The organism is Streptomyces krungchingensis, from assembly GCF_054729265.1.
In genome coordinates this window covers 3,954,195-3,975,289 of sequence record NZ_JBPUKY010000001.1, presented here as the reverse complement: position 1 = coordinate 3,975,289, position 21,095 = coordinate 3,954,195, and the positions used below count along the sequence as shown (strand labels likewise).

Annotated in this window: 15 protein-coding genes; 12 read left to right on the top strand and 3 right to left on the bottom strand. The window is 72.5% G+C overall.

What is annotated here, in order from left to right; translation table 11 throughout:
- Window positions 1-6: 6 nt before the first annotated feature.
- Window positions 7-4,284, bottom strand: a complete 4,278-nt coding sequence (locus tag ACSYGO_RS17640) for a HAMP domain-containing protein (RefSeq protein WP_435220478.1) — start codon at window positions 4,282-4,284, stop codon at window positions 7-9.
- 103 nt (window positions 4,285-4,387) lie between these two features.
- Here ACSYGO_RS17640 and ACSYGO_RS17635 point away from each other — a divergent pair, with 103 nt between their 5' ends.
- From ACSYGO_RS17635 to ACSYGO_RS17625, 3 genes are all read left to right on the top strand, one after another.
- Window positions 4,388-6,547 carry a SpoIIE family protein phosphatase gene (locus ACSYGO_RS17635; protein WP_460387027.1) on the top strand — a complete coding sequence of 720 codons (2,160 nt, stop codon included), beginning with the start codon at window positions 4,388-4,390 and terminating at the stop codon, window positions 6,545-6,547.
- Window positions 6,548-6,846: 299 nt separating this feature from the next.
- Complete coding sequence (gene hemW / locus ACSYGO_RS17630; protein WP_460387026.1) at window positions 6,847-8,079, top strand: radical SAM family heme chaperone HemW; 1,233 nt, start codon at window positions 6,847-6,849, stop codon at window positions 8,077-8,079.
- A gap of 27 nt (window positions 8,080-8,106) precedes the next feature.
- Complete coding sequence (locus ACSYGO_RS17625; RefSeq protein WP_432173395.1) at window positions 8,107-9,393, top strand: hypothetical protein; 1,287 nt, start codon at window positions 8,107-8,109, stop codon at window positions 9,391-9,393.
- On the opposite strand, the gene ACSYGO_RS17620 is transcribed toward ACSYGO_RS17625, so the two are convergent.
- Both ACSYGO_RS17620 and ACSYGO_RS17615 read right to left on the bottom strand, forming a co-directional pair.
- Window positions 9,377-10,180, bottom strand: coding sequence for a DUF3097 domain-containing protein (locus tag ACSYGO_RS17620; RefSeq protein ID WP_426682282.1), 804 nt, complete (start codon window positions 10,178-10,180; stop codon window positions 9,377-9,379). The two genes, ACSYGO_RS17625 and ACSYGO_RS17620, sit on opposite strands and share 17 nt — an antisense overlap.
- Before the next feature lie 45 nt (window positions 10,181-10,225).
- Window positions 10,226-10,960 (bottom strand): MBL fold metallo-hydrolase, encoded by a 735-nt coding sequence (locus ACSYGO_RS17615; protein ID WP_432173396.1) that lies wholly within the window; start codon window positions 10,958-10,960, stop codon window positions 10,226-10,228.
- A gap of 170 nt (window positions 10,961-11,130) precedes the next feature.
- On the opposite strand from ACSYGO_RS17615, the gene hrcA reads away from it, so the two are divergent.
- The 9 genes from hrcA (at window position 11,131) to ACSYGO_RS17570 (ending at window position 21,062) form a co-directional block, all read left to right on the top strand.
- On the top strand, window positions 11,131-12,150 hold the full coding sequence (gene hrcA, locus ACSYGO_RS17610) for a heat-inducible transcriptional repressor HrcA (RefSeq protein WP_426682280.1): 1,020 nt from the start codon (window positions 11,131-11,133) through the stop codon (window positions 12,148-12,150).
- Window positions 12,151-13,287 carry a molecular chaperone DnaJ gene (gene dnaJ, locus ACSYGO_RS17605; RefSeq protein ID WP_028804624.1) on the top strand — a complete coding sequence of 379 codons (1,137 nt, stop codon included), beginning with the start codon at window positions 12,151-12,153 and terminating at the stop codon, window positions 13,285-13,287.
- 122 nt (window positions 13,288-13,409) lie between these two features.
- Entirely contained in the window at window positions 13,410-14,543 is a 1,134-nt protein-coding gene (locus ACSYGO_RS17600; protein ID WP_435220474.1) for a nitronate monooxygenase, read from the top strand.
- Window positions 14,540-15,289 (top strand): 16S rRNA (uracil(1498)-N(3))-methyltransferase, encoded by a 750-nt coding sequence (locus tag ACSYGO_RS17595; RefSeq protein ID WP_432173398.1) that lies wholly within the window; start codon window positions 14,540-14,542, stop codon window positions 15,287-15,289. Before ACSYGO_RS17600 ends, ACSYGO_RS17595 begins: the two co-directional genes overlap by 4 nt.
- Window positions 15,290-15,307: 18 nt before the next feature.
- Window positions 15,308-15,700: a VOC family protein gene (locus tag ACSYGO_RS17590; protein ID WP_028804622.1), complete on the top strand. Its 393-nt coding sequence runs from the start codon at window positions 15,308-15,310 to the stop codon at window positions 15,698-15,700.
- Between the two features lie 147 nt (window positions 15,701-15,847).
- Window positions 15,848-16,417 (top strand): hypothetical protein, encoded by a 570-nt coding sequence (locus ACSYGO_RS17585; protein WP_426682277.1) that lies wholly within the window; start codon window positions 15,848-15,850, stop codon window positions 16,415-16,417.
- Between the two features lie 45 nt (window positions 16,418-16,462).
- Window positions 16,463-19,672, top strand: coding sequence for a S41 family peptidase (locus tag ACSYGO_RS17580; protein WP_426682276.1), 3,210 nt, complete (start codon window positions 16,463-16,465; stop codon window positions 19,670-19,672).
- Window positions 19,673-19,796: 124 nt separating this feature from the next.
- Complete coding sequence (locus tag ACSYGO_RS17575; RefSeq protein WP_426682275.1) at window positions 19,797-20,150, top strand: histidine triad nucleotide-binding protein; 354 nt, start codon at window positions 19,797-19,799, stop codon at window positions 20,148-20,150.
- Between the two features lie 6 nt (window positions 20,151-20,156).
- On the top strand, window positions 20,157-21,062 hold the full coding sequence (locus ACSYGO_RS17570; protein WP_426682274.1) for a ribonuclease Z: 906 nt from the start codon (window positions 20,157-20,159) through the stop codon (window positions 21,060-21,062).
- Window positions 21,063-21,095: the final 33 nt, after the last annotated feature.

Sequence of the window (21,095 nt, the reverse complement as noted above, 5' to 3'; positions counted from 1 at the left end):
GGTGCCTCACTCGGTCGTCGGCGGGACGGCGGCATCACCCCGGGGACCCGGAGCGGGCGCGACGGCCCCGCCTGTGGCGTCCTCGACCCGGGCGCCCGCGCTCTCCCGGTCGTCCGCGTCCCGCGGTTTCTCCGCGTTCTCCGCGCTCGGCGGCCCGGCCCCGCCCTCCGGGGAGCCGGCCCCCTCCAGGGCCGCCGTGTGCACGCTGCCGGCGCCCGTGCCGCCGCCCTCCGGGTCGAGGAGGGCGCAGACGACGGTGAGGAGCCGGTCGACGTCCACCGGCTTCGGCACGTAGTCGTTGGCGCCCCGCGCGATGGACTTCTCGCGGTCGCCGGGCATGGCCTTCGCGGTCAGCGCGACGATGGGCAGGCCCGTCCAGCGGGGGGTGCGGCGGATCGCGGAGATCGTCTCGTAGCCGTCCATTTCCGGCATCATGATGTCCATCAGGACCAGTTCGACGTCGGGGTTGCGTTCCAGGGTCTCGACACCCTCCCGGCCGTTCTCCGCGTACAGGACCGGCATGCCGACGCGGCCCAGGACATGGGTGAGCGCGAAGACGTTGCGGATGTCGTCGTCCACGATCAGCACGCGCCGCCCGGGCAGGACCTGGCCCGCCCGGCCGGACTTCCAGGCCTCCAGCTTCGTGGGCGTCGGCCAGGTGTCGTCCGTGTCGTGAGCGGGGTACGGCTCGCTGGAAAGCTGCTCGGGCACCGGCACCGGCCGGTCCTCGGGCACCGGGCCGGTCGCCGTGTGTCCGGGGCTCACGACGGGGACGTACAGCGTGAAGGTGGACCCCGTGCCGGGCTTGCTCTCGGCGATGATCCGGCCGCCGAGCAGGCCCGCGATCTCCCGGCTGATGGACAGGCCGAGACCCGTGCCGCCGTACTTGCGGTTGGTGGTGCCGTCGGCCTGCTGGAACGCCTCGAAGATCACCGGGAGTTTCTCCGCGGCGATGCCGATGCCGGTGTCGGACACCGCGAAGGCGATCACGTCGTCGCTGTGCTCGCGGGTGAAGATGTGCCCCGGGTCCTTGAGGCGGCTGACGCGCAGTTCGACCCGGCCCGTCGCGGTGAACTTGATCGCGTTGGAGAGCAGGTTGCGCAGGATCTGCTGGAGCCGCTGCTCGTCGGAGTACATCTCGCGCGGTACGTCCTCGCCGACCGACACCTCGAAGGCGAGCCCCCGGTCGAGGGTGAGCGGGCGGAAGGTCGCGTGGACGTAGTCGAGCAGCTTGATGAGGGGCAGCTTCTTGGGTCGAACGTCCATGCGGCCGGCCTCGATCTTCGACAGGTCGAGGATGTCGTTGATGAGCTGGAGCAGGTCGGATCCGGAGCGGTGGATCGTGGTCGCGAACTGCACCTCCTGGTCGGAGAGATGCCCGTCGGGGTTGTCGGACAGCAGCCGCGCCAGGATGAGCAGCGAGTTGAGCGGGGTGCGCAGCTCGTGCGACATGTTCGCCAGGAACTCGGACTTGTACTGCGAACTCGTCGCGAGCAGGGCCGCCTTCTCCTCCAGCTCCGCGTTCGAACGCTGCAACTCCGCCTGTTGCGACTGGAGTTCGTCCGAGCGGTCCTGCAACTGCACGGCCAGCCGCTGGGACTCGCCGAGCAGCGACTCGGTGCGCGAGTTGGCGATGATGGTGTTGATGGCGACGCCGATGGTGTTCACGAACTGGTCGAAGAAGGCCAGGTGGACGTCGGAGAAGCGGGAGAAGGACGCCAGCTCGATCACACCGAGCAGCGTGTCCTCGAACAGGATCGGGATGATGACGACGCTGGCGGGAGCGGCCTCCCCCAGACCACTGTTGATCTTGATGTAGTCCGGCGGGGCCTCCTCCACCAGGATCCGCTTCTTCTCGCGCGCCGCCTGCCGTACGAGCCCGTGCACGGGCATGCCGCCCGTGTCGACGGTCGCGCCCTGCGCCGAGCCGTAGCCGGCGATGAAGGCGAGTCCCTTGGCCGGGACGGCCGTGCGCAGCGAGGTCCCGTCCTCCTCCGGGTCGGCGAGGAAGAAGGCGCCGTACTGCGCGTTCACCAGGGGGGTCAGCTCGCGCAGGATCAGGTCCGCCACCTCCATCAGGTCGCGGTGGCCCTGCATCAGCGCGGCGAGGCGGGCGAGGTTGGACTCCAGCCAGTCCTTCGCGCGCGTGGTCTCGCGCAGGTTGGCCACCATCAGATTGATGTTGTCCTTCAGCTCGGCGACCTCGCCCCGCGTCTCCACCGTGATGGAGCGGGACATGTCGCCCTGGGCCACCGCGGACGCCACCTCGGCGATGGCGCGGACCTGGGTGGTGAGGTTGGAGGCGAGCTCGTTCACGTTCGTCGTGAGGCGCTTCCAGGTGCCGTACACGCCCTCCACCCGGGCCTGGCCGCCGAGCTGGCCCTCGGAGCCCACCTCACGGGCCACGCGGGTGACCTCCGAGGAGAAGGACGAGAGGGTGTCGACCATCGTGTTGATCGTCGTCTTCAGTTCGAGGATCTCGCCGCGGGCGTCCACGTCGATCTTCTTCGACAGGTCGCCCTGGGCGACCGCGGTGGCGACCTGGGCGATGTTGCGGACCTGTGAGGTCAGGTTGTCGGCCATGTAGTTGACGTTGTCGGTCAGGTCCCGCCAGACGCCCGACACACCGAGCACCTGGGCACGTCCGCCGAGCCGGCCGTCGGTGCCGACCTCGCGGGCGACGCGGGTGACCTCGTCGGCGAAGGCGCGCAGCTGTTCCACCATCGTGTTGACGGTGTCCTTCAGTTCCAGGATCTCGCCGCGCGCGTCGACGGTGATCTTCTTGGACAGGTCGCCGTTGGCGACGGCCGTGGTCACCTGGGCGATGTTGCGGACCTGCGAAGTCAGGTTCAACGCCATGAAGTTGACGTTGTCGGTGAGGTCCTTCCAGACGCCGGAGACGCCCCGGACCTGCGCCTGGCCGCCGAGGTTGCCCTCGGTGCCGACCTCGCGGGCGACGCGGGTGACCTCGTCGGCGAAGGCGGAGAGCTGGTCGACCATCGTGTTGATCGTCGACTTCAGCTCCAGGATCTCGCCCTTCGCCTCCACCGTGATCTTCTTGCCGAGGTCACCCTGGGCCACGGCCGTGGAGACGAGGGCGATGTTGCGGACCTGCGAGGTCAGGTTGTCCGCCATGAAGTTGACGTTGTCGGTGAGGTCCTTCCAGACGCCGGAGACGCCACGGACCTGGGCACGGCCGCCGAGGTTGCCCTCGGTGCCGACCTCGCGGGCGACGCGGGTGACCTCGTCGGCGAAGGCGGAGAGCTGGTCGACCATCGTGTTGATCGTCGACTTCAGCTCCAGGATCTCGCCCTGCGCGTCGACGGTGATCTTCTGACTCAGGTCGCCGTTGGCGACGGCCGTCGTCACCTGGGCGATGTTGCGGACCTGCGAGGTCAGGTTCGAGGCCATGAAGTTGACGTTGTCGGTGAGGTCCTTCCAGACCCCGGACACACCGCGCACCTGCGCGCGCCCGCCGAGCTGGCCCTCGGTGCCGACCTCGCGGGCGACGCGGGTGACCTCGTCGGCGAACGCGGAGAGCTGGTCGACCATCGTGTTCACGGTCAGCTTCAGTTCGAGCAGCTCACCGGTCGCCTCGACGGTGACCGTACGGGTCAGGTCGCCACGTGCCACCGCCGTGGTGACCAGAGCGATGTCCCGCACCTGCGCCGTCAGCCGTGACGCCATCGTGTTGACCGCCTCGGTCACGTCCCGCCAACTCCCGGACAGGCCGGTCACCTTGGCGCGTCCGCCGAGCCGGCCCTCGGTGCCCACCTCGCGGGCGACCCGGGTCACCTCGCCGGTGAACAGCGACAGCTGGTCCACCATCTTGTTGACGGCGCGGCCCAGCCGGCGCAGATCGCCCCGGAGTTGACGGTTGCCGTCGTGCAGGTCGACCCGCTGGGTCAGATCGCCGCCGGCCACCGCGTCGAGGACCCGCGTCGCGTTCGCCGCGGGCGCGACCAGGGCGTCGAGCAGCTGGTTCACGTCGTTGACGCGAGTCGTCCAGCTGCCCTGGCCCGGGCTCGCCGACAGGCGCTCGTCGAGCCGGCCGTGGCGCACCAGCTCCCTGCGCACCCGCTGCACCTCGGAGTTGAAGTGGGTGCTGCGGTCCATGATCTGGTTGAAGACGGTGCTCAGCTCGGCCACCAGGCCATGGCCCGTCTCCGGAACCTTGCCGAAATCGCCGTCCCGCGCGGCGGTCATCGCGGCGAGCAGCGGGCGCAGATCCGATGCTCGAATCTGTCCGTCTTCGAGCACTTGCATACCACTGTTCTCACTCATGGCGGCCCACTTCGGTAACTCGGCGCTTATGGGCGTGGTCAGTCTGTCACCCTGTCCGCATCGGCTGAGGCGTATTCGTCCGAACTGCTCAGGGAGCCGCACAGTGGGGGCCATTCCGACGCAACGGGAGTTCATGGCGCGTGCCCCTGATGCGCCTGCGCACCACCGCGCCGGTCAGGACGTCGTGGTGCGCACCTCGCTGCCGGGCACCCCACTGGCCTCGGGGACCGCGCGCAGGTTCCTGCGCGACACCCTGGACGAATGGGCCGAACTCGCCCTGCCCGGGGCCGCGATGATCGACGAGCGGCTCACCGGCGACGCCCTGCTGATCGTCAGCGAACTCGTCACCAACGCGGTCGTGCACGCGGGCACCGACGTGGGCGTGCTGTGCCGCCTCGAATGTCCCGCGGACGGACTGCCCGGCCTCCTGGTCGTCGAGGTCTCCGACCACCACCCCTCGCGAGGCCTGCGCGACGAGACCGTCGAACGGCCCTACGGGACACCGGAGTACGGGCGGGGCCTGCGACTCGTCTCCGCGCTCTCCGAGGCCTGGGGGATCACCTACCGCCCCGGCATGAAGACCGTGTGGGCGCGCGTCCCCCTCGACGGCCGCACGGGCGGCGACGGCATGGCGGAGGACGGCCTGTTCTCCGGCACCGGCTCGGCACCGGACCTCAGGGGCACCGCGGAGGCGGCGAAGCAGCCGGACGCGACGAAGCAACCGGACGCCGTGGAGAGGGCGGAAGCGGAGACAGGGCCGCACACCGCGAAGACGGCGGACGGCGTGGGGGACGCGGACACCGGGCACGGCGGCGGGAGCACGGCGCCGGTGCGGCACGGGGAGAGGACACGGAGGTACGCCGGTGAGCGGGGCCCGGGGCCCGAACCCCGGACCGGCGTCACGTCCGTCCCCGGGATACGCGTACCCGAACCCGGCCGCGACGCCCAGCCCGACCAGGACTGGCTCAACCGGGGAGCCCTCTCCTTCCTCGCCGAGGCCTCCGACCTGCTCGCCGGCCAGCTCGACGAGGACCTGGTCGCCGCGCTCGCCGGACAACTGCTGGTGCCCCGCCTCGCCGACTGGTGCGCGGTGTGGCTGGAGGACGAGGCCACCGACCGGGCCGGCGGACTGGGCCTCGCCCTGGGGCCCCGGCTCGCCCGCGTCTGGCACGGCAGCGAGAACCGCATCGAGGAGCTGCGCCTCGCCCTGGAAAAAGACCCGCCGCGGCTCCCGGACGCGGTGCGCTCCCGGGCCGTGCCGGTGCCCTGGCCCGGCGAGGCCCTGGGCACCCCCGGGGCGAGCGGGGCGGCGCTCGCGTACCGGCTGATCGCGGGTGGCCGGCCGCTCGGCACGCTCGTCATCGGGCGGTCCGGAGCGGCCGACTTCCCCGACGAGGTCACCGGGCTCGTCGAGGACCTCAGCCGCCGTGTCGCCCTCGCCATCGGCGCGGCCCGCCAGTACGCGCGCCAGGCCACCATCAGCCGGGTCCTCCAGCGCGGTCTGCTGCCCGGAGCGGTCGCCGAGATCCCCGGCGTGCGCAGCGCCCTCGTGTACGAGCCGCTCGACAAGGGCGGGCCCAGCGGCGACTTCTACGACCTGTTCCCGGCCGGCGACGGCCGCTGGTGCTTCGCCGTCGGCGACGTCCAGGGCAAGGGGCCCGAGGCCGCCGTGGTGATCGGGCTGGCCCGGCCGTGGCTGCGGCTGCTGGCCCGTGAGGGCTACCACGTCGCGGACGTCCTCGACCGGCTCAACCAGCTCCTGCTCGACGACGCGACGGAGGCCGCGGACGCGGCGGCCCGGGCGCTCGTGGCCGCGGGCGGGCCCGGGCTCGGCGCGGACCTCGGCCCGCAGACGCGGTTCCTGTCCATGCTCTACGGCGAGCTCGTCCCCTTCGACGGCGGGGTGCGCTGCACGCTGGCCTCCGCCGGGCATCCGCTGCCGCTGCTGCTGGGGCCCGACGGGGACGTACGGGAGGTGGCCCGGCCGCAGACCCTGCTCGGCGTGGTCGAGGACGCCGCGTACACCTCCGAGACCTTCGAGCTGCACCCCGGCGACAGCCTGCTGTGCGTCACCGACGGGGTGACGGAGCGGCGCAGCGGTGCCAGTCAGTTCGACGACGACGACGGTCTGGCCGAGGCCCTCGCGGGCTGTGCGGGGCTGACCGCGGAGCTGATCGCGGAACGTATCCGCAGGCTGGTGCACGAGTTCGGGGCGGGGCCTTCGGAGGACGACATGGCGCTTCTGGTGCTTCAGGCCGAGTAGCGCGGGGCCGTCCCGGGGGGTTGCTCTTTCCCCGGGGCTCCGCCCCCGGACCCCGGTCGGCCTGGACGGCCTCGTCCTCGAGCGCCGGACGGGCTGTTGCCTCTCGGTCGCCTGGCGGGCTGGGGTGTCCTGGTCGCCAGGCGGGCTCGGGTGTCTCGGTCGGCTGGTGGGCTGGGGTGTCTCGGTCGCCTCCGGGGCGGAGTCTCCGCCGCGGGGCGGGACGCCGGTCGTCCGTGCGTGCGGAGCCCGCCCGGCGGTCCGGAATCCGGTACCCCCGGCCGTGCTGGACAATGGAACGCATGCCTTCCGCACTTCCCGACGGTGAGCCCGTCCCCGACGACGGGGCGTTGCCCGCGCATGCCCTTGCCGGGGCGGCCGAGCGGCCCCTCGGGTTCTACCTGCACGTCCCGTACTGCGCGACCCGCTGCGGCTACTGCGACTTCAACACGTACACGGCGACCGAGCTGCGGGGCACCGGAGGCGTGCTCGCCTCCCGGGACAACTACGCGTCGACGCTGATCGACGAGGTCCGACTCGCCCGCAAGGTGCTCGGCGACGACCCGCGCCCGGTCCGCACGGTCTTCGTGGGCGGCGGCACGCCCACCCTGCTGGCCGCCGACGACCTCGTCCGGATGCTGGGGGCGATCCGCGACGAGTTCGGGCTCGCGGACGACGCGGAGATCACCACGGAGGCGAACCCGGAGTCGGTCGGCCCGGAGTACCTGGCGACCCTGCGCGCCGGGGGCTTCAACCGGATCTCCTTCGGCATGCAGAGCGCCCGGCAGCACGTGCTGAAGGTGCTCGACCGCACGCACACCCCCGGCCGCCCCGAGGCCTGCGTCGCCGAGGCGCGCGCGGCGGGCTTCGAGCATGTGAACCTCGACCTGATCTACGGCACCCCGGGGGAGTCCGACGACGACTGGCGTGCCTCGCTCGACGCGGCGCTCGGCGCCGGGCCGGACCACATCTCCGCGTACGCCCTGATCGTCGAGGAGGGCACCCAGCTCGCCCGCCGCATCCGCCGCGGCGAGGTCCCGATGACGGACGACGACGTGCACGCGGACCGTTATCTCATCGCGGACGAGGTGATGTCGGCGGCGGGCTTCGAGTGGTACGAGGTGTCGAACTGGGCCACCTCCGAGGCGGGCCGCTGCCTGCACAACGAGCTGTACTGGCGCGGCGCCGACTGGTGGGGAGCGGGCCCCGGCGCCCACAGCCACGTCGGCGGCGTCCGCTGGTGGAACGTGAAGCACCCGGGCGCCTACGCGGCGGCGCTGGCCGGCGGCAGGTCCCCGGGGGCGGGGCGCGAGTTCCTCGCCGACGAGGACCGCCGCGTCGAGCGCATCCTGCTCGAACTGCGGCTGCGCGAGGGCTGCCCGCTCTCCCTGCTGCGCCCGGACGGCCTCGCGGCCTCCCGCCGGGCCCTGTCCGACGGGCTCCTCGAAGCCGGTCCGTACGAGGACGGCCGGGCGGTGCTCACGCTGCGCGGGCGGCTGCTCGCGGATGCCGTCGTCAGGGACCTGGTGGACTGAACCACTGTTCGCGTACAGTCCGCGGCCATGATCTCTGGTGGATGGCCCGACGGGGACGCGACCGTCCTGCGGTACGGGCTGCGGCGGCTGCTCATGTCGCTGCCGATCGGGCTGCTGCTGACCGCCGGCGGTGTGACGGGGGTATGGATCGGCGTCGAGCACGACGGGAACGGGGCCGGCTGGATACCGCTCGGGATGCTGATGGCGATGGGTGTCGCCGGAGTGATCCTGCTCGTCTCACGCTGGCGGGCCCGCCATTGGATCACCGCCTTCGACGCGACCGGTTTCTGGTGGATGCGCGGCAAGGAGACGGCGCTGATCCGCTGGGACTCCCTGGCCGGCGCGGGCATCCACTGGGCTCGCGGCAGCAAGAGGGTCGTCTTCACGGTCGAGCTCTGCCCCAAGGACGAGATCGACCGCGACGATCCGCTGCTGTGGAAGTTCGTCCGCGACACGGAGCCGCTCAGGCCGGGACTGCCCCGGCTCCGCTACCGCATCGACGTGGGTGACTCGCACAAGGCGTACGAGAAGGCCTTCCAGCAGTGGGCGCCCGGGCTGTGGTTCGGCCGCCGGGAACAGCCGATGTCGTACCTGGGCGGGCCGGATCACGCGGGCCACCAGGAGCGGACGGCCGCGTCGGCCGGCTCCTCGGCGCCCGAGCCGCTGGTGTTCGAGGCCGTCGACATCGGGGACACGGTGGTCGTCCACCGGGGCGTGATCCTGGCCCGCCGGCGCATCGCCGTGGCGCTGCCGACCGTCGTGCTCTGCGCGTGGATCACGTGGCTGCTCGTCCACGGGCACGCGCACGGCGCGGCCGCGGTCGTCCGATACGCGGCAGCCGTCCTGCCGGTGCTGCTCGCCGGGGCGGCCGTGGTGTTCGCCGTCCGAGGTCTGCGATGGCAGTGGAGCAGTGTCGTCACGATGGACGCGGCAGGCGTGCATGTCTCCCGGCGCGGAGAATCCGCGACCGTCGCGTGGGACTCGCTGGCCGGTGTCGGCATCTACGAGGCGCGGCCCCTGCGCACGCTCGAACTCTGCCCGAAGGACGAGATCGACCGCGACGACCCGTTGCTGTGGCTGTTCGTGCGCGACAGCGAGCCGTTGCAGCCCGGACTGCCCCGGCTGCGCCTCCGCGTCTCCCTGCGGCCCTCCGACGGGCGGCACGCCGTGGCGGCGGGCTGCCTGCGGTGGGCACCGGACCTCTGGTTCGGCGGGCGGCGGATGGTCTCCGGCTACAGCGGGGACCCCGACCTGAAGGGGCACCGGCGTCGCACCCGTGGAACCGGCGGCAGGACCGTCACTCCGGCGCCGTGACGAAGTCGATCAACTCCTCCACGCGGCCCAGAAGTTCCGGCTCCAGGTCCTTGTAGGAGCGCACCCGGGACAGGATGTGCTGCCAGGCCGCGCCGGTGTTCTCCGGCCAGCCCAGGGCCCGGCACACGCCCGTCTTCCAGTCCTGCCCGCGCGGGATCCGGGGCCAGCCCGCGATGCCCACGGCCGACGGTTTCACGGCCTCCCAGATGTCGATGTACGGGTGGCCGAGCACCAGGGCGTGGTCGCTGGTGACCGCCTCGGCGATGCGGGACTCCTTCGTGCCGGGCACCAGGTGGTCGACCAGGACGCCCAGCCGGGCGTCGGGGCCGGGACCGAATTCCTCGACGATGGAGGGAAGGTCGTCGACGCCCTCCAGGTACTCGACGACGACGCCCTCGATGCGCAGGTCGTCGCCCCAGACCTTCTCGACGAGCTCGGCGTCGTGGCGGCCCTCCACGTAGATGCGGCCCGCGCGGGCGACCCGGGCCCGCGCACCGGGCACGGCCACCGAGCCGGACGCCGTGCGGGACGGGCGGGCCGGCGCCGACGACGGCCGTACGAGCGTCACCACCCGCCCCTCCAGCAGGAAGCCGCGCGGCTCCAGCGGGAACACCCGGTGCTTGCCGAAGCGGTCCTCCAGGGTGACCGTGCCCGCCTCGCAGCGGATCACGGCACCGCAGAAGCCGGTACCGGGCTCCTCGACCACCAGACCCGGGTCCGCCGCGACCTCCGGCACGGGCTTGGGCTTCTTCCACGGCGGAGTCAGGTCGGGAGAGTACTGGCGCATTCGGATGACGATAGGAGAAGCGGCGGGGCCGTGCGGGGGAGATCGCTACGACACGCCGAAACGCGCCGCCAGCGCGTCCCGCTGGGCGCGCACGAACGCCGCGTCCACCGTCGCTCCGTGACCGGGCACGTACACCGCGTCCTCGCCGCCCAGGTCGAGCAGCCGGTCCAGGGCGGCCGGCCAGTGTGAGGGGATCGCGTCGGGACCCGCCTGGGGTTCGCCCGACTCCTCCACCAGATCGCCGCAGAAGACGGTCTCCGGTCCGCCCGGCCCGCCGGGGACCAGGACCGCGAGATCGTGCGCGGTGTGTCCCGGGCCCACGTTCGCCAGCAGGACCTGGACACCGCCGAGGTCGAGCGTCCACTCGCCGGACACCGTGTGCCGGGGGTGCACCAGAAGGTCCGCCGCCTCGGCCGCCGCGCTCGGTGCGAGGCCGTGGCGCACCGCGTCCGCGCGCAGTTCGTCACGCCCGTGCGCGAGGACCGTGTCCAGCCCGACCGCCCCGAAGACCTCCACCCCCGAGAACGCGGCCGCCCCGAAGACGTGGTCGAAGTGCGGGTGCGTCAGTGCGAGGTGCGTCACTCTGCGGCCGGGTCCGAGCAGCCGCAGCGCCTCGGCGCGCAGTCGTGCGCCCTCCCCGAGGCTCGACCCGGCGTCGATCACGAGCGCGGCGTCCTCGCCCACCACGAGCCCGACGGTGCAGTCCCAGACCGGGAGCCGCCGTCGCCCGACCCGGGGTGTCACTCTTTCCCACCCCGGCTCTTCCCAAGTCACGCTCATACGGAGACGCTAGCCGTGCGGACGTGGTGAGCACGACATCGCAGGCCGGCCCTTGCCCGGGCCGTACCTCACAGCCGTACACTGGGCCGGGGAACGCTGGCACTCGCGTGCGCTGAGTGCCAGGCCAGGGGCCACGAAGACCACGGAGCCGACTACTGGAGGTGTGCGCGATGCTCAGTGAACGCAGGCTCGAAGTGCTGCGCGCCATCGTCCAGGACTACGTGGGCACCGAGGAGCCGGTCGGTTCCAAGGCGCTCACCGAGCGGCACCGGCTCGGCGTCTCGCCCGCGACCGTGCGCAACGACATGGCGGCCCTGGAGGACGAGGGGTACATCGCCCAGCCGCACACCAGTGCCGGGCGCATCCCCACCGACAAGGGCTACCGGCTCTTCGTCGACAAGCTCGCCGGGGTCAAGCCGATGACGGCGCCCGAGCGGCGGGCCATCCAGAACTTCCTCGACGGCGCGGTCGACCTCGACGACGTCGTGGCCCGGACCGTGCGGCTGCTCGCGCAGCTCACCCGGCAGGTCGCCGTCGTGCAGTACCCGTCCCTGACCCGCTCCACCGTGCGGCACGTGGAGCTTCTGTCGCTCGCCCCGGCGCGCGTCATGCTCGTCCTGATCACGGACACCGGGCGGGTCGAACAGCGCATGATCGACTGTCCCGCGCCGTTCGGCGAGATGTCGCTCGCGGACCTGCGGGCGCGGCTCAACAGCCGGGTCGCGGGCCGCCGTTTCGCGGACGTCCCGCAGCTCGTGCAGGACCTCCCGGAGGCATTCGAGGAGCCCGAGGACCGCGGTACGGTCGCCACGGTGCTCTCCACCCTCCTGGAGACACTCGTCGAGGAGACCGAGGAGCGGCTGATGATCGGCGGCACCGCCAATCTCACCCGCTTCGGACATGACTTCCCTCTCACCATCCGGCCGGTGCTCGAAGCGCTGGAGGAGCAGGTCGTGCTCCTCAAGTTGCTTGGGGAGGCCGGGGATTCGAGCATGACCGTGCGAATCGGGCACGAGAACGCGTACGAGGGACTCAACTCCACGTCCGTGGTCTCCGTCGGCTACGGTTCGGGCGGCGAGGCAGTAGCCAAACTCGGCGTGGTCGGCCCGACCCGCATGGATTACCCGGGAACGATGGGAGCGGTACGAGCGGTGGCACGGTACGTCGGACAGATCCTGGCGGAGTCGTAAGTGGCCACGGACTACTACGCCGTGCTCGGCGTGCGCCGCGACGCTTCCCAGGACGAGATCAAGAAGGCGTTCCGGAGGCTCGCGCGCGAGCTGCATCCGGACGTCAACCCCGATCCGAAGACGCAGGAGCGGTTCAAGGAGATCAACGCCGCCTACGAGGTGTTGTCGGACCCGCAGAAGAAGCAGGTCTACGACCTCGGCGGCGACCCGCTGTCCCAGGCGGGCGGCGGAGGCGCGGGCGGCTTCGGCGCCGGTGGCTTCGGGAACTTCTCGGACATCATGGACGCCTTCTTCGGCACGGCGTCGCAGCGCGGACCGCGCTCGCGCACCCGCCGGGGCCAGGACGCCATGATCCGTCTGGAGATCGAGCTGGACGAGGCGGCCTTCGGCACCACGAAGGACATCCAGGTCGACACGGCCGTCGTCTGCGCCACCTGCAACGGCGAGGGCGCCGCTCCGGGCACCTCCGCGCAGACCTGCGACATGTGCCGTGGCCGTGGTGAGGTCTCCCAGGTCACCCGGTCCTTCCTGGGCCAGGTCATGACCTCCCGCCCCTGCCCGCAGTGCCAGGGCTTCGGCACCGTCGTCCCGACCCCGTGCCCCGAGTGCGCGGGCGACGGCCGGGTCCGCTCCCGGCGCACCCTCACGGTGAAGATCCCGGCCGGTGTCGACAACGGCACCCGGATCCAGCTCGCGGGCGAGGGCGAGGTCGGCCCCGGCGGCGGCCCCGCCGGCGACCTGTACGTGGAGATCCACGAACTGCCGCACAACGTCTTCCAGCGGCGCGGCGACGACCTGCACTGCACGGTCACCATCCCGATGACCGCGGCGTCCCTCGGCACGAAGGTGCCGCTGGAGACGCTCGACGGCCTGGAGGAGGTCGACATCCGTCCGGGCACGCAGTCCGGGCAGTCGATCCCGCTGCACGGGCGGGGCGTCACGCACCTGCGCGGCGGCGGCCGCGGCGACCTGATCGTCCATGTCGAGGTCACCACGCCGACCAAGCTCGACCCCGAGCAGGAGCGGCTGCTGCGCGAACTGGCGAAGCTGCGCGGCGAGGAGCGGCCCACGGGGCAGTTCCAGCCCGGCCAGCAGGGTCTGTTCTCGCGTCTGAAGGACGCGTTCAACGGCCGCTGACGCGACCGTCGAGAGCCGGGACCGCAGCCGCGGAGGGCGCTGACCAGGTGCCCTTCCGGCCGGTTCCGGACAGGCGGAAGGGCGGATTCGGACTTGTACGGGCGACGTGACAACATGCGGTCATGTCCTCCGCGCTGACCGATCTCTTCCCGCTGCCGATCGTGCAGGCCCCCATGGCGGGCGGCGTCTCCGTGCCGCAGCTCGCGGCGGCGGTGTCCGAGGCCGGCGGACTCGGTTTCCTGGCGGCCGGGTACAAGACCGCCGACGGCATGTACCAGGAGATCAAGCAGCTGCGCGGACTCACGTCCCAGCCCTTCGGCGTGAACCTCTTCATGCCGCAGCCCGAGTACGCGGACCGGTCGGCCGTCGAGGTGTACGCCAACCAGCTCGCCGGAGAGGCCGCCTGGTACGAGACCGAGCTCGGTGACCCGGACAGCGGCCGCGACGACGGCTACGACGCCAAGCTCGCCGTCCTCCTCGACAACCCGGTGCCGGTGGTCTCCTTCCACTTCGGCTGCCCCGCCCCCGAGGTCCTGGAGTCCCTCGCCCGCGTCGGCACCCTCACCCTGATCGCCGCGACCACGGCCGAGGAGGCCCTCGCGGTGCAGCGGGCGGGCGCCGACGCCGTCGTCGTGCAGGGCGTCGAGGCGGGCGGCCACCAGGGCACCCACCGCGACAACCCGGAGACGGACGGCACCGGCATCGGTCTGCTCTCGCTGATCGCGCAGGTCCGCGAGACCGTGCGGATCCCGATCGTCGCGGCCGGCGGCATCATGCGCGGCAGCCAGATCGCCGCCGCCCTCGCGGCCGGCGCGAGCGCCGCCCAGCTCGGCACCGCGTTCCTCGCCACCCACGAGTCCGGCGCGAACGCCGTGCACAAGCAGGCGCTGACCAATCCGCTCTACGTCCGTACGGAGCTGACGCGGGCGTTCTCCGGCCGCCCCGCGCGCGGACTCGTCAACCGGTTCCTGCGCGAGCACGGGCCGTACGCGCCCGCCGCCTACCCCGAGGTCCACCATCTGACCTCGCCGCTGCGCAAGGCGGCTGCCCGGGCGGGCGACGCGCAGGGCATGGCGCTGTGGGCCGGCCAGGGCCACCGCATGGCGCGGGAGCTGCCCGCCGCCCGGCTGGTGGAGGTGCTGAGCGCCGAACTCGCCGCCGCCCGGACAGCGTTGTCGGCGGCGCCCGGGCTGTCGGGCCTGCCGGGCCCGGACACGTCGGCGTTCCCGGACGAGGAAGCGGGTGCGGGCCGATGACGGCACCGGTGTTCGTGGTCGAGCACTTCGACGCGGGCGACGACGGACGCTACGTCCTCGACGGCCCCGAGGGCCGGCACGCCGTCTCGGTGAAGCGGCTGCGCCCCGGTGAGGACGTCGTCCTCACCGACGGGGCCGGACGCCACGCGGAGTGCGTGGTGCTCGACACCGAGGGCAAGGACCGGCTGGTCGTCCGGATGGACTCGGTCATCGAGGAGCCCGCGGAGCAGCCGCGCATCACCGTCGTACAGGCCCTCCCCAAGGGCGACCGGGGCGAACTCGCCGTCGAGACCATGACGGAGACCGGTGTGGACGCGATCGTCCCCTGGGCGGCCTCCCGCTGCATCACCCAGTGGAAGGGCGACCGCGGGGCGAAGTCGCTCGCCAAGTGGCGGGCCACGGCCCGGGAGGCCGGCAAGCAGTCCCGCCGGGTCCGCTTCCCCGACGTCGCGGACGCGATGACGACCGGGCAGGTTGCCGCACTTCTCGCCAAAGCCGATCTGGCGGCGGTGCTGCACGAGGACACGGAGCTGGGCACCGAGCCGTTCGCCACGGCGGACCTGCCCACCGCCGGGGAGATCGTGCTGGTGGTGGGACCCGAGGGAGGGATCTCCCCCGAGGAGGTCGAGATCTTCACCGGGGCGGGGGCGCGGACGTTCCACCTGGGGCGTACCGTTCTGCGCACATCGACCGCCGGGACGGTGGCGACGGCGCTGCTGCTGGCACGCACCGGCCGCTGGTCCTGACACGCACGGGGGATCGCCTTGGAACTCGCCCAAGTACGGCTGCTCGTCTCCGACTTCGCCGCCTGCTACCACTTCTACGCGGACGTCCTCGGCCTCAAGCCCCAGTCGGGCTCGGCCGAGGGCCCCTACGAGAAGTTCAGCCCCTCCACCGGCTCGGCGGGCATCGCCATACAGGACCGCTCGATGATGGCCGAGGTCCTCGGTGAGCTGGGCGATCTGGCGACCGGTCACCGCTCGCTGGTCGTGCTGCGGGTGGACGACCTGGACGCGTACTGCGAGCAGATCACCTCGCGCGGCGCGACGATCCTGCACGGCCCGGCCCCCATGACCGAGCGGATGCGCGTCGCCCACCTCAAGGACCCCGAGGGAAATCTGGTGGAGCTCCAGGAGTGGCTGCTCCTCCTGGGCTGACGTCCCGGGAGGAAGTACCCGCGTTCGCCCGCGCGTTCGGCCCTGGCGCGGGCGCTCGAACCGGAATCGCACGGACGGGCGGTGCACTCCACGCAGTGTCCGCATGCGGTCTACCGCGGCCGCCGGGAGAGTGGCACGCTGCCGTTCATGGGGGCTTTGAGGCGTACAGGGCGCCGGGCGGGGCGTCGACAGGTACTGCTGGCGGCCGGGTTCGCGGCGGCCGGGATCTTCGGTGTGGCCGCCTGCGACCCGGTGGACGGGCTGAGCCCGGCGGCGGTCGCGTACACGACCGACAAGACCGCCACCAAGGAGCTCGAACGGCAGCACGTGAACGTGCGCTGGCTCAGCTGCACCGCCTCCTACGGCGGCAACAACAAGGCCTACACGCCCGGCAAGTCGCCCCGGCCGACGGAGAACACGGTCGCCTCCGTCGACTGCCAGGGACAGTCGGACGACGGGCGGGAGATCACCGTCAAGGGCCGGGTCACCCGGGCCGTCGACGGCGCCTGCGTGCGCGGCGACCTCGTCGCGACCGTCGGCGGCAAGGAGTGGTTCCACGTGCGGGGCCTCGGGAACTGCGACGCCACCACCAACCCCGCCCCGCCCGTCACCTACCAGCCGACGAACGGGCAGCCGAACCCCACCGTCACGGTGACGGTGACGAAAACCATGTGGTGCAAGGGCGATCCCACCTGCTGGCCCTCCCAGGGCAAGTGATCGTGACCCCTTTCAGCGTGCGCCCCGGCTGCATAGGGTGACCGGGTGACAGAGCCCGCAGCCTCCGCGTATCTCCGTTTCCCGCACCTGCACGGCGACTTGGTCGTCTTCACGGCCGAGGACGACGTCTGGGCCGCCCCGCTCGACGGCGGGGGCCGGGCCTGGCGGATCAGCGCCGACAACGTGCCGGTGAACCATCCGCGCATCTCCCCGGACGGTACGACCGTCGCCTGGACGTCGACCCGCGACGGGGCGCCCGAGGTGCACGCCGCGCCCCTGGCCGGCGGCCCGTCCAAACGGCTCACCTACTGGGGCAGTCCCAAGACCCAGGTGCGCGGCTGGACCTCCGACGGGCAGGTGCTCGCGCTCAGCACGCAGGGCCGGGAGAGCCTGCGCCGCAGCTGGGCGCGTTCGGTCCCGCTCGACGGCGGTCCGGCGGCGGTCCTTCCGTACGGCCCGGTCGGCGAGGTCGCCCAGGGCGACCCCGGCACCGTGCTGCTGTCCGCGCCGATGGGCCGCGAGGCCGCCTGGTGGAAGCGGTACCGCGGCGGCACGGCGGGCAAGCTGTGGATCGACCGGGCGGGCGACGGCGAGTTCGTCCGCCTGCACGAGGACCTCGACGGCAATCTCGAATATCCCCTCTGGGTGGGGGACCGCATCGCCTTCCTGTCCGACCACGAGGGCGTCGGGGCGCTGTACTCCTCCCTCGCCGACGGCTCGGACCTGCGCCGGCACACACCCGTCGACCGCTTCTACGCCCGGCAGGCGGCCGGCGACGGCGCCCGGGTCGTGTACGCGTCCGCCGGTGAACTCTGGCTCCTCGACGACCTCGACGGCGCCGAACCGCGCCGGCTGGACATCCGGCTCGGCGGCCAGCGCGCCGACCTCCAGCCGCACCCCGTCAGGGCCTCCCGCTGGTTCTCGTCCGCCACACCCGACCACACCGGACGCGGCAGCGCGATCTCCGTGCGCGGCGCCGTGCACTGGGTCACGCACCGCTCGGGCCCGGCCCGCACGCTCGCCGCCGGACAGGGTGTACGCGCCCGGCTGCCCCGCGCCTTCCGCGCCGACGGCGAGGAACACGTCGTGTGGGTCACCGACGCGGAGGGCGACGACGCGCTGGAGTTCGCCCCCGCGACCGGCGTCGCCCCCGGAGCGACCCCGCGGCGGCTCGCCGCCGGACAGCTCGGGCGCGTCCTCGGACTCGCGATGGCTCCCGACGGCAGCCGCGCCGCCGTCGCCTCGCACGACGGACGGGTCCTGCTCGTCGAGCGCGACAGCGGCGAGGTCCGCGAGCTCGACCGCAGCGAGGACGGCGAGGCGACCGGGCTGGTCTTCTCGCCCGACTCGGGGTGGCTCGCCTGGTCGCACCCCGGGCCGCGCCCGCTGCGGCAGCTGAAGCTCGCCAACACCGCCGACCTGTCGGTGACCGAGGCGACCCCGCTCCGCTTCCGGGACTACGCGCCGGCGTTCACCCTCGACGGCAAGCACCTCGCCTTCCTGTCGGCCCGCTCCTTCGATCCCGTCTACGACGAGCACGTCTTCGACCTCGCGTTCGTCGGCGGATCACGGCCCTACCTGATCACCCTGGCCGCGACGACGCCGTCGCCCTTCGGGCCGCAGCGCCACGGCCGTCCCTTCGAAGCGCCGGACAAGGACGAGACCCCCGACAGCGAGGGCGCGCCGACGACCCGTATCGACCTCGACGGGCTCGCCGACCGGATCGTGGCGTTCCCCGTCGAGGCCGCCCGTTACTCGACGCTGCGCGCCGCCAAGGACGGGGTGCTGTGGCTGCGCCACCCGGTGCGCGGTGTGCTCGGTGCCTCCCGTGCCACCCCGGACGCCCCGGACCCGAAGAGCGAACTGGAGCGGTACGACCTCGCCCAGCAGCGCATCGAGCACCTCGCCGCCGACGCCGACCACTTCGCCGTCAGCGGCGACGGCAAGCGGGTGCTGCTGTGGACCGACGGACGACTCAAGGTCGTCCCCAGCGACCGGCGCGCCTCGAACGACGACGAGAGCGACTCGAACATCACCGTCGACCTGTCGAGGGTGCGGCAGACCGTCGACCCCGCCGCCGAGTGGCGGCAGATGTACGACGAGACGGGCCGCCTCATGCGGGACAACTTCTGGCGGCCCGACCTGGCCGGGGTCGACTGGCAGGGCGTCCTCGACCGGTACCGGCCGGTGCTGGAGCGCGTCGCCACCCACGACGACCTCGTGGACCTGCTGTGGGAGGTGCAGGGCGAGCTCGGCACCTCGCACGCCTACGTCCTGCCCAGCGGCGGAGGCGGCGGCGACCGGGCGCAAGGACTGCTCGGCGCGGACATCTCCCGTCACGAGGACGGCAGTTGGCGTATCGACCGGATCCTGCCCTCCGAGACGTCCGACCCCGAGGCCCGGGCGCCGCTCGCCGCGCCCGGCGTCGCGGTGCGGGCCGGCGACGCGATCGTCGCGATCGGTGGGCAGCCGGTGGACCCGGTGGCGGGTCCCGGACCGTTGCTCGTCGGCACGGCCGGCAAGCCGGTGGAGCTGACCGTGTCGCCCGCGGGCGGCGGCGATCCGCGTCACGCGGTCGTGATCCCGCTCGCCGACGAGGAGCCGCTGCGCTACCACGCATGGGTCGCCGACCGGCGCGCCTACGTCCACGAGCGGTCCGGGGGCCGCCTCGGCTATCTGCACGTGCCGGACATGGTGGGCTCCGGCTGGGCCCAGCTCCACCGTGACCTGCGGGTCGAGGTGGCCAGGGACGGGCTGGTCGTGGACGTCCGCGAGAACCGCGGCGGCCACACCTCCCAGCTGATCGTGGAGAAGCTCGCACGGCGGATCGTCGGCTGGGACCTGCCGCGCGGACTGCGCCCGTACAGCTATCCGGAGGACGCGCCCCGCGGTCCGGTCGTCGCCGTCGCCAACGAGTTCTCCGGCTCCGACGGCGACATCGTCAACGCGGCGATCAAGGCCCTCGGCATCGGTCCGGTGGTCGGCACTCGCACCTGGGGCGGTGTGATCGGCATCGACAGCCGCTACCGGCTCGTCGACGGCACGCTCGTCACCCAGCCCAAGTACGCCTTCTGGATGGAGGGTTACGAGTGGGGCGTCGAGAACCACGGCGTCGACCCCGACGTCGAGGTCGTCCAGACGCCGCAGGACCACGCCGCCGGGCGTGACACCCAGCTCGACGAGGCGATCCGGATCGCCCTCGCCGCCCTGGCGGAGAACCCGGCGAGGACCGCCCCGGCGCTGCCGGAGAACTGACGCACCCGGGTCCGGGGCGGCCGTCCGCGAGGACGGTCGCCCCGGACCCCGTTGTCGCGCTGAAGAATTGCTCCGGTGGATACGATGCCGTCGTAGCGATCAACGGCGTGAAGGAGGCACACGCATGGCGGGAGAGCCGCAGGACGACTGCCTGTTCTGCAAGATCGTCGCGGGGCAGATTCCGGCGACCCTGGTCAGGGAGACCGACACCACCGTCGCGTTCCGTGACATCAACCCTCAGGCGCCCACCCACATCCTCGTCATCCCCAAGGTGCACTACCGGGACGCCGCGGCGCTGGCGGTGGCCGAGCCCGCCGTCGTCGCCGACCTGCTGCGCGAGGCCGGCGAGGTCGCGGGCGAGGAGAAGCTGGAGAGCTACCGCGTCGTCTTCAACACCGGCAGCGGCGCCGGACAGACCGTCTTCCACGCGCACGCCCATGTGCTGGGCGGTCGCGGCATGCAGTGGCCTCCGGGGTAACCGGCCTTGTCCGTACGTGAATTGGTGGTTCTCGGCACCGCCAGCCAGGTCCCGACGCGACACCGCAACCACAACGGCTACCTGCTGCGGTGGGACGGCGAGGGGCTGCTCTTCGACCCCGGCGAGGGCACGCAGCGGCAGATGCTGCGTGCCGGGGTCGCCGCGCACGACCTGCACCGGATCTGCGTCACCCACTTCCACGGGGACCACTCGCTCGGACTCGCCGGGGTGATCCAGCGCATCAATCTCGACCGCGTGCCGCACGAGGTGACCGCGCACTATCCGGCGTCCGGGCAGCGGTTCTTCGACCGGCTGCGCCATGCCACGGCCTATCGCGAGACGGTGGCGCTGACCGAGGCCCCGGTCGACGACGACGGGGTTCTCGCGGCCACGCCGTCGTACACCCTGGAGGCGCGCCGGCTCTCGCACCCCGTGGAGTCCTTCGGCTACCGGCTGGTCGAGCCGGACGGGCGGCGGATACTGCCCGAGCGGCTCGCGGAGCACGGGATCAGGGGGCCGGACGTCGGGCGCATCCAGCGGGACGGCCTGCTGCGCGGCGTGACCCTCGAGGACGTCAGCGAGGTGCGGCGCGGGCAGCGCTTCGCGTTCGTCATGGACACCCGGATGTGCGAGGGGGTCGGCGCCCTCGCCGAAGGGTGCGACCTGCTCGTCATCGAGTCGACCTTTCTGGACGAGGACGAGCGGCTCGCCGAGGACCACGGGCATCTGACGGCGGGCCAGGCGGCGCGGGTGGCCAGGGACGCCGGGGTGCGGCATCTCGTGCTGACCCACTTCAGTCAGCGCTACTCCGATCCGGGCGAGTTCGAGCGGCAGGCCCGCGCGGCCGGGTTCGACGGCGATCTGACGGTGGCGTACGACCTGCTGCGGGTCCCGGTGCCGAAGCGCCGGTAGCGGCGGCCCGTGTCCGGGCGGGCGGCCGGCGCC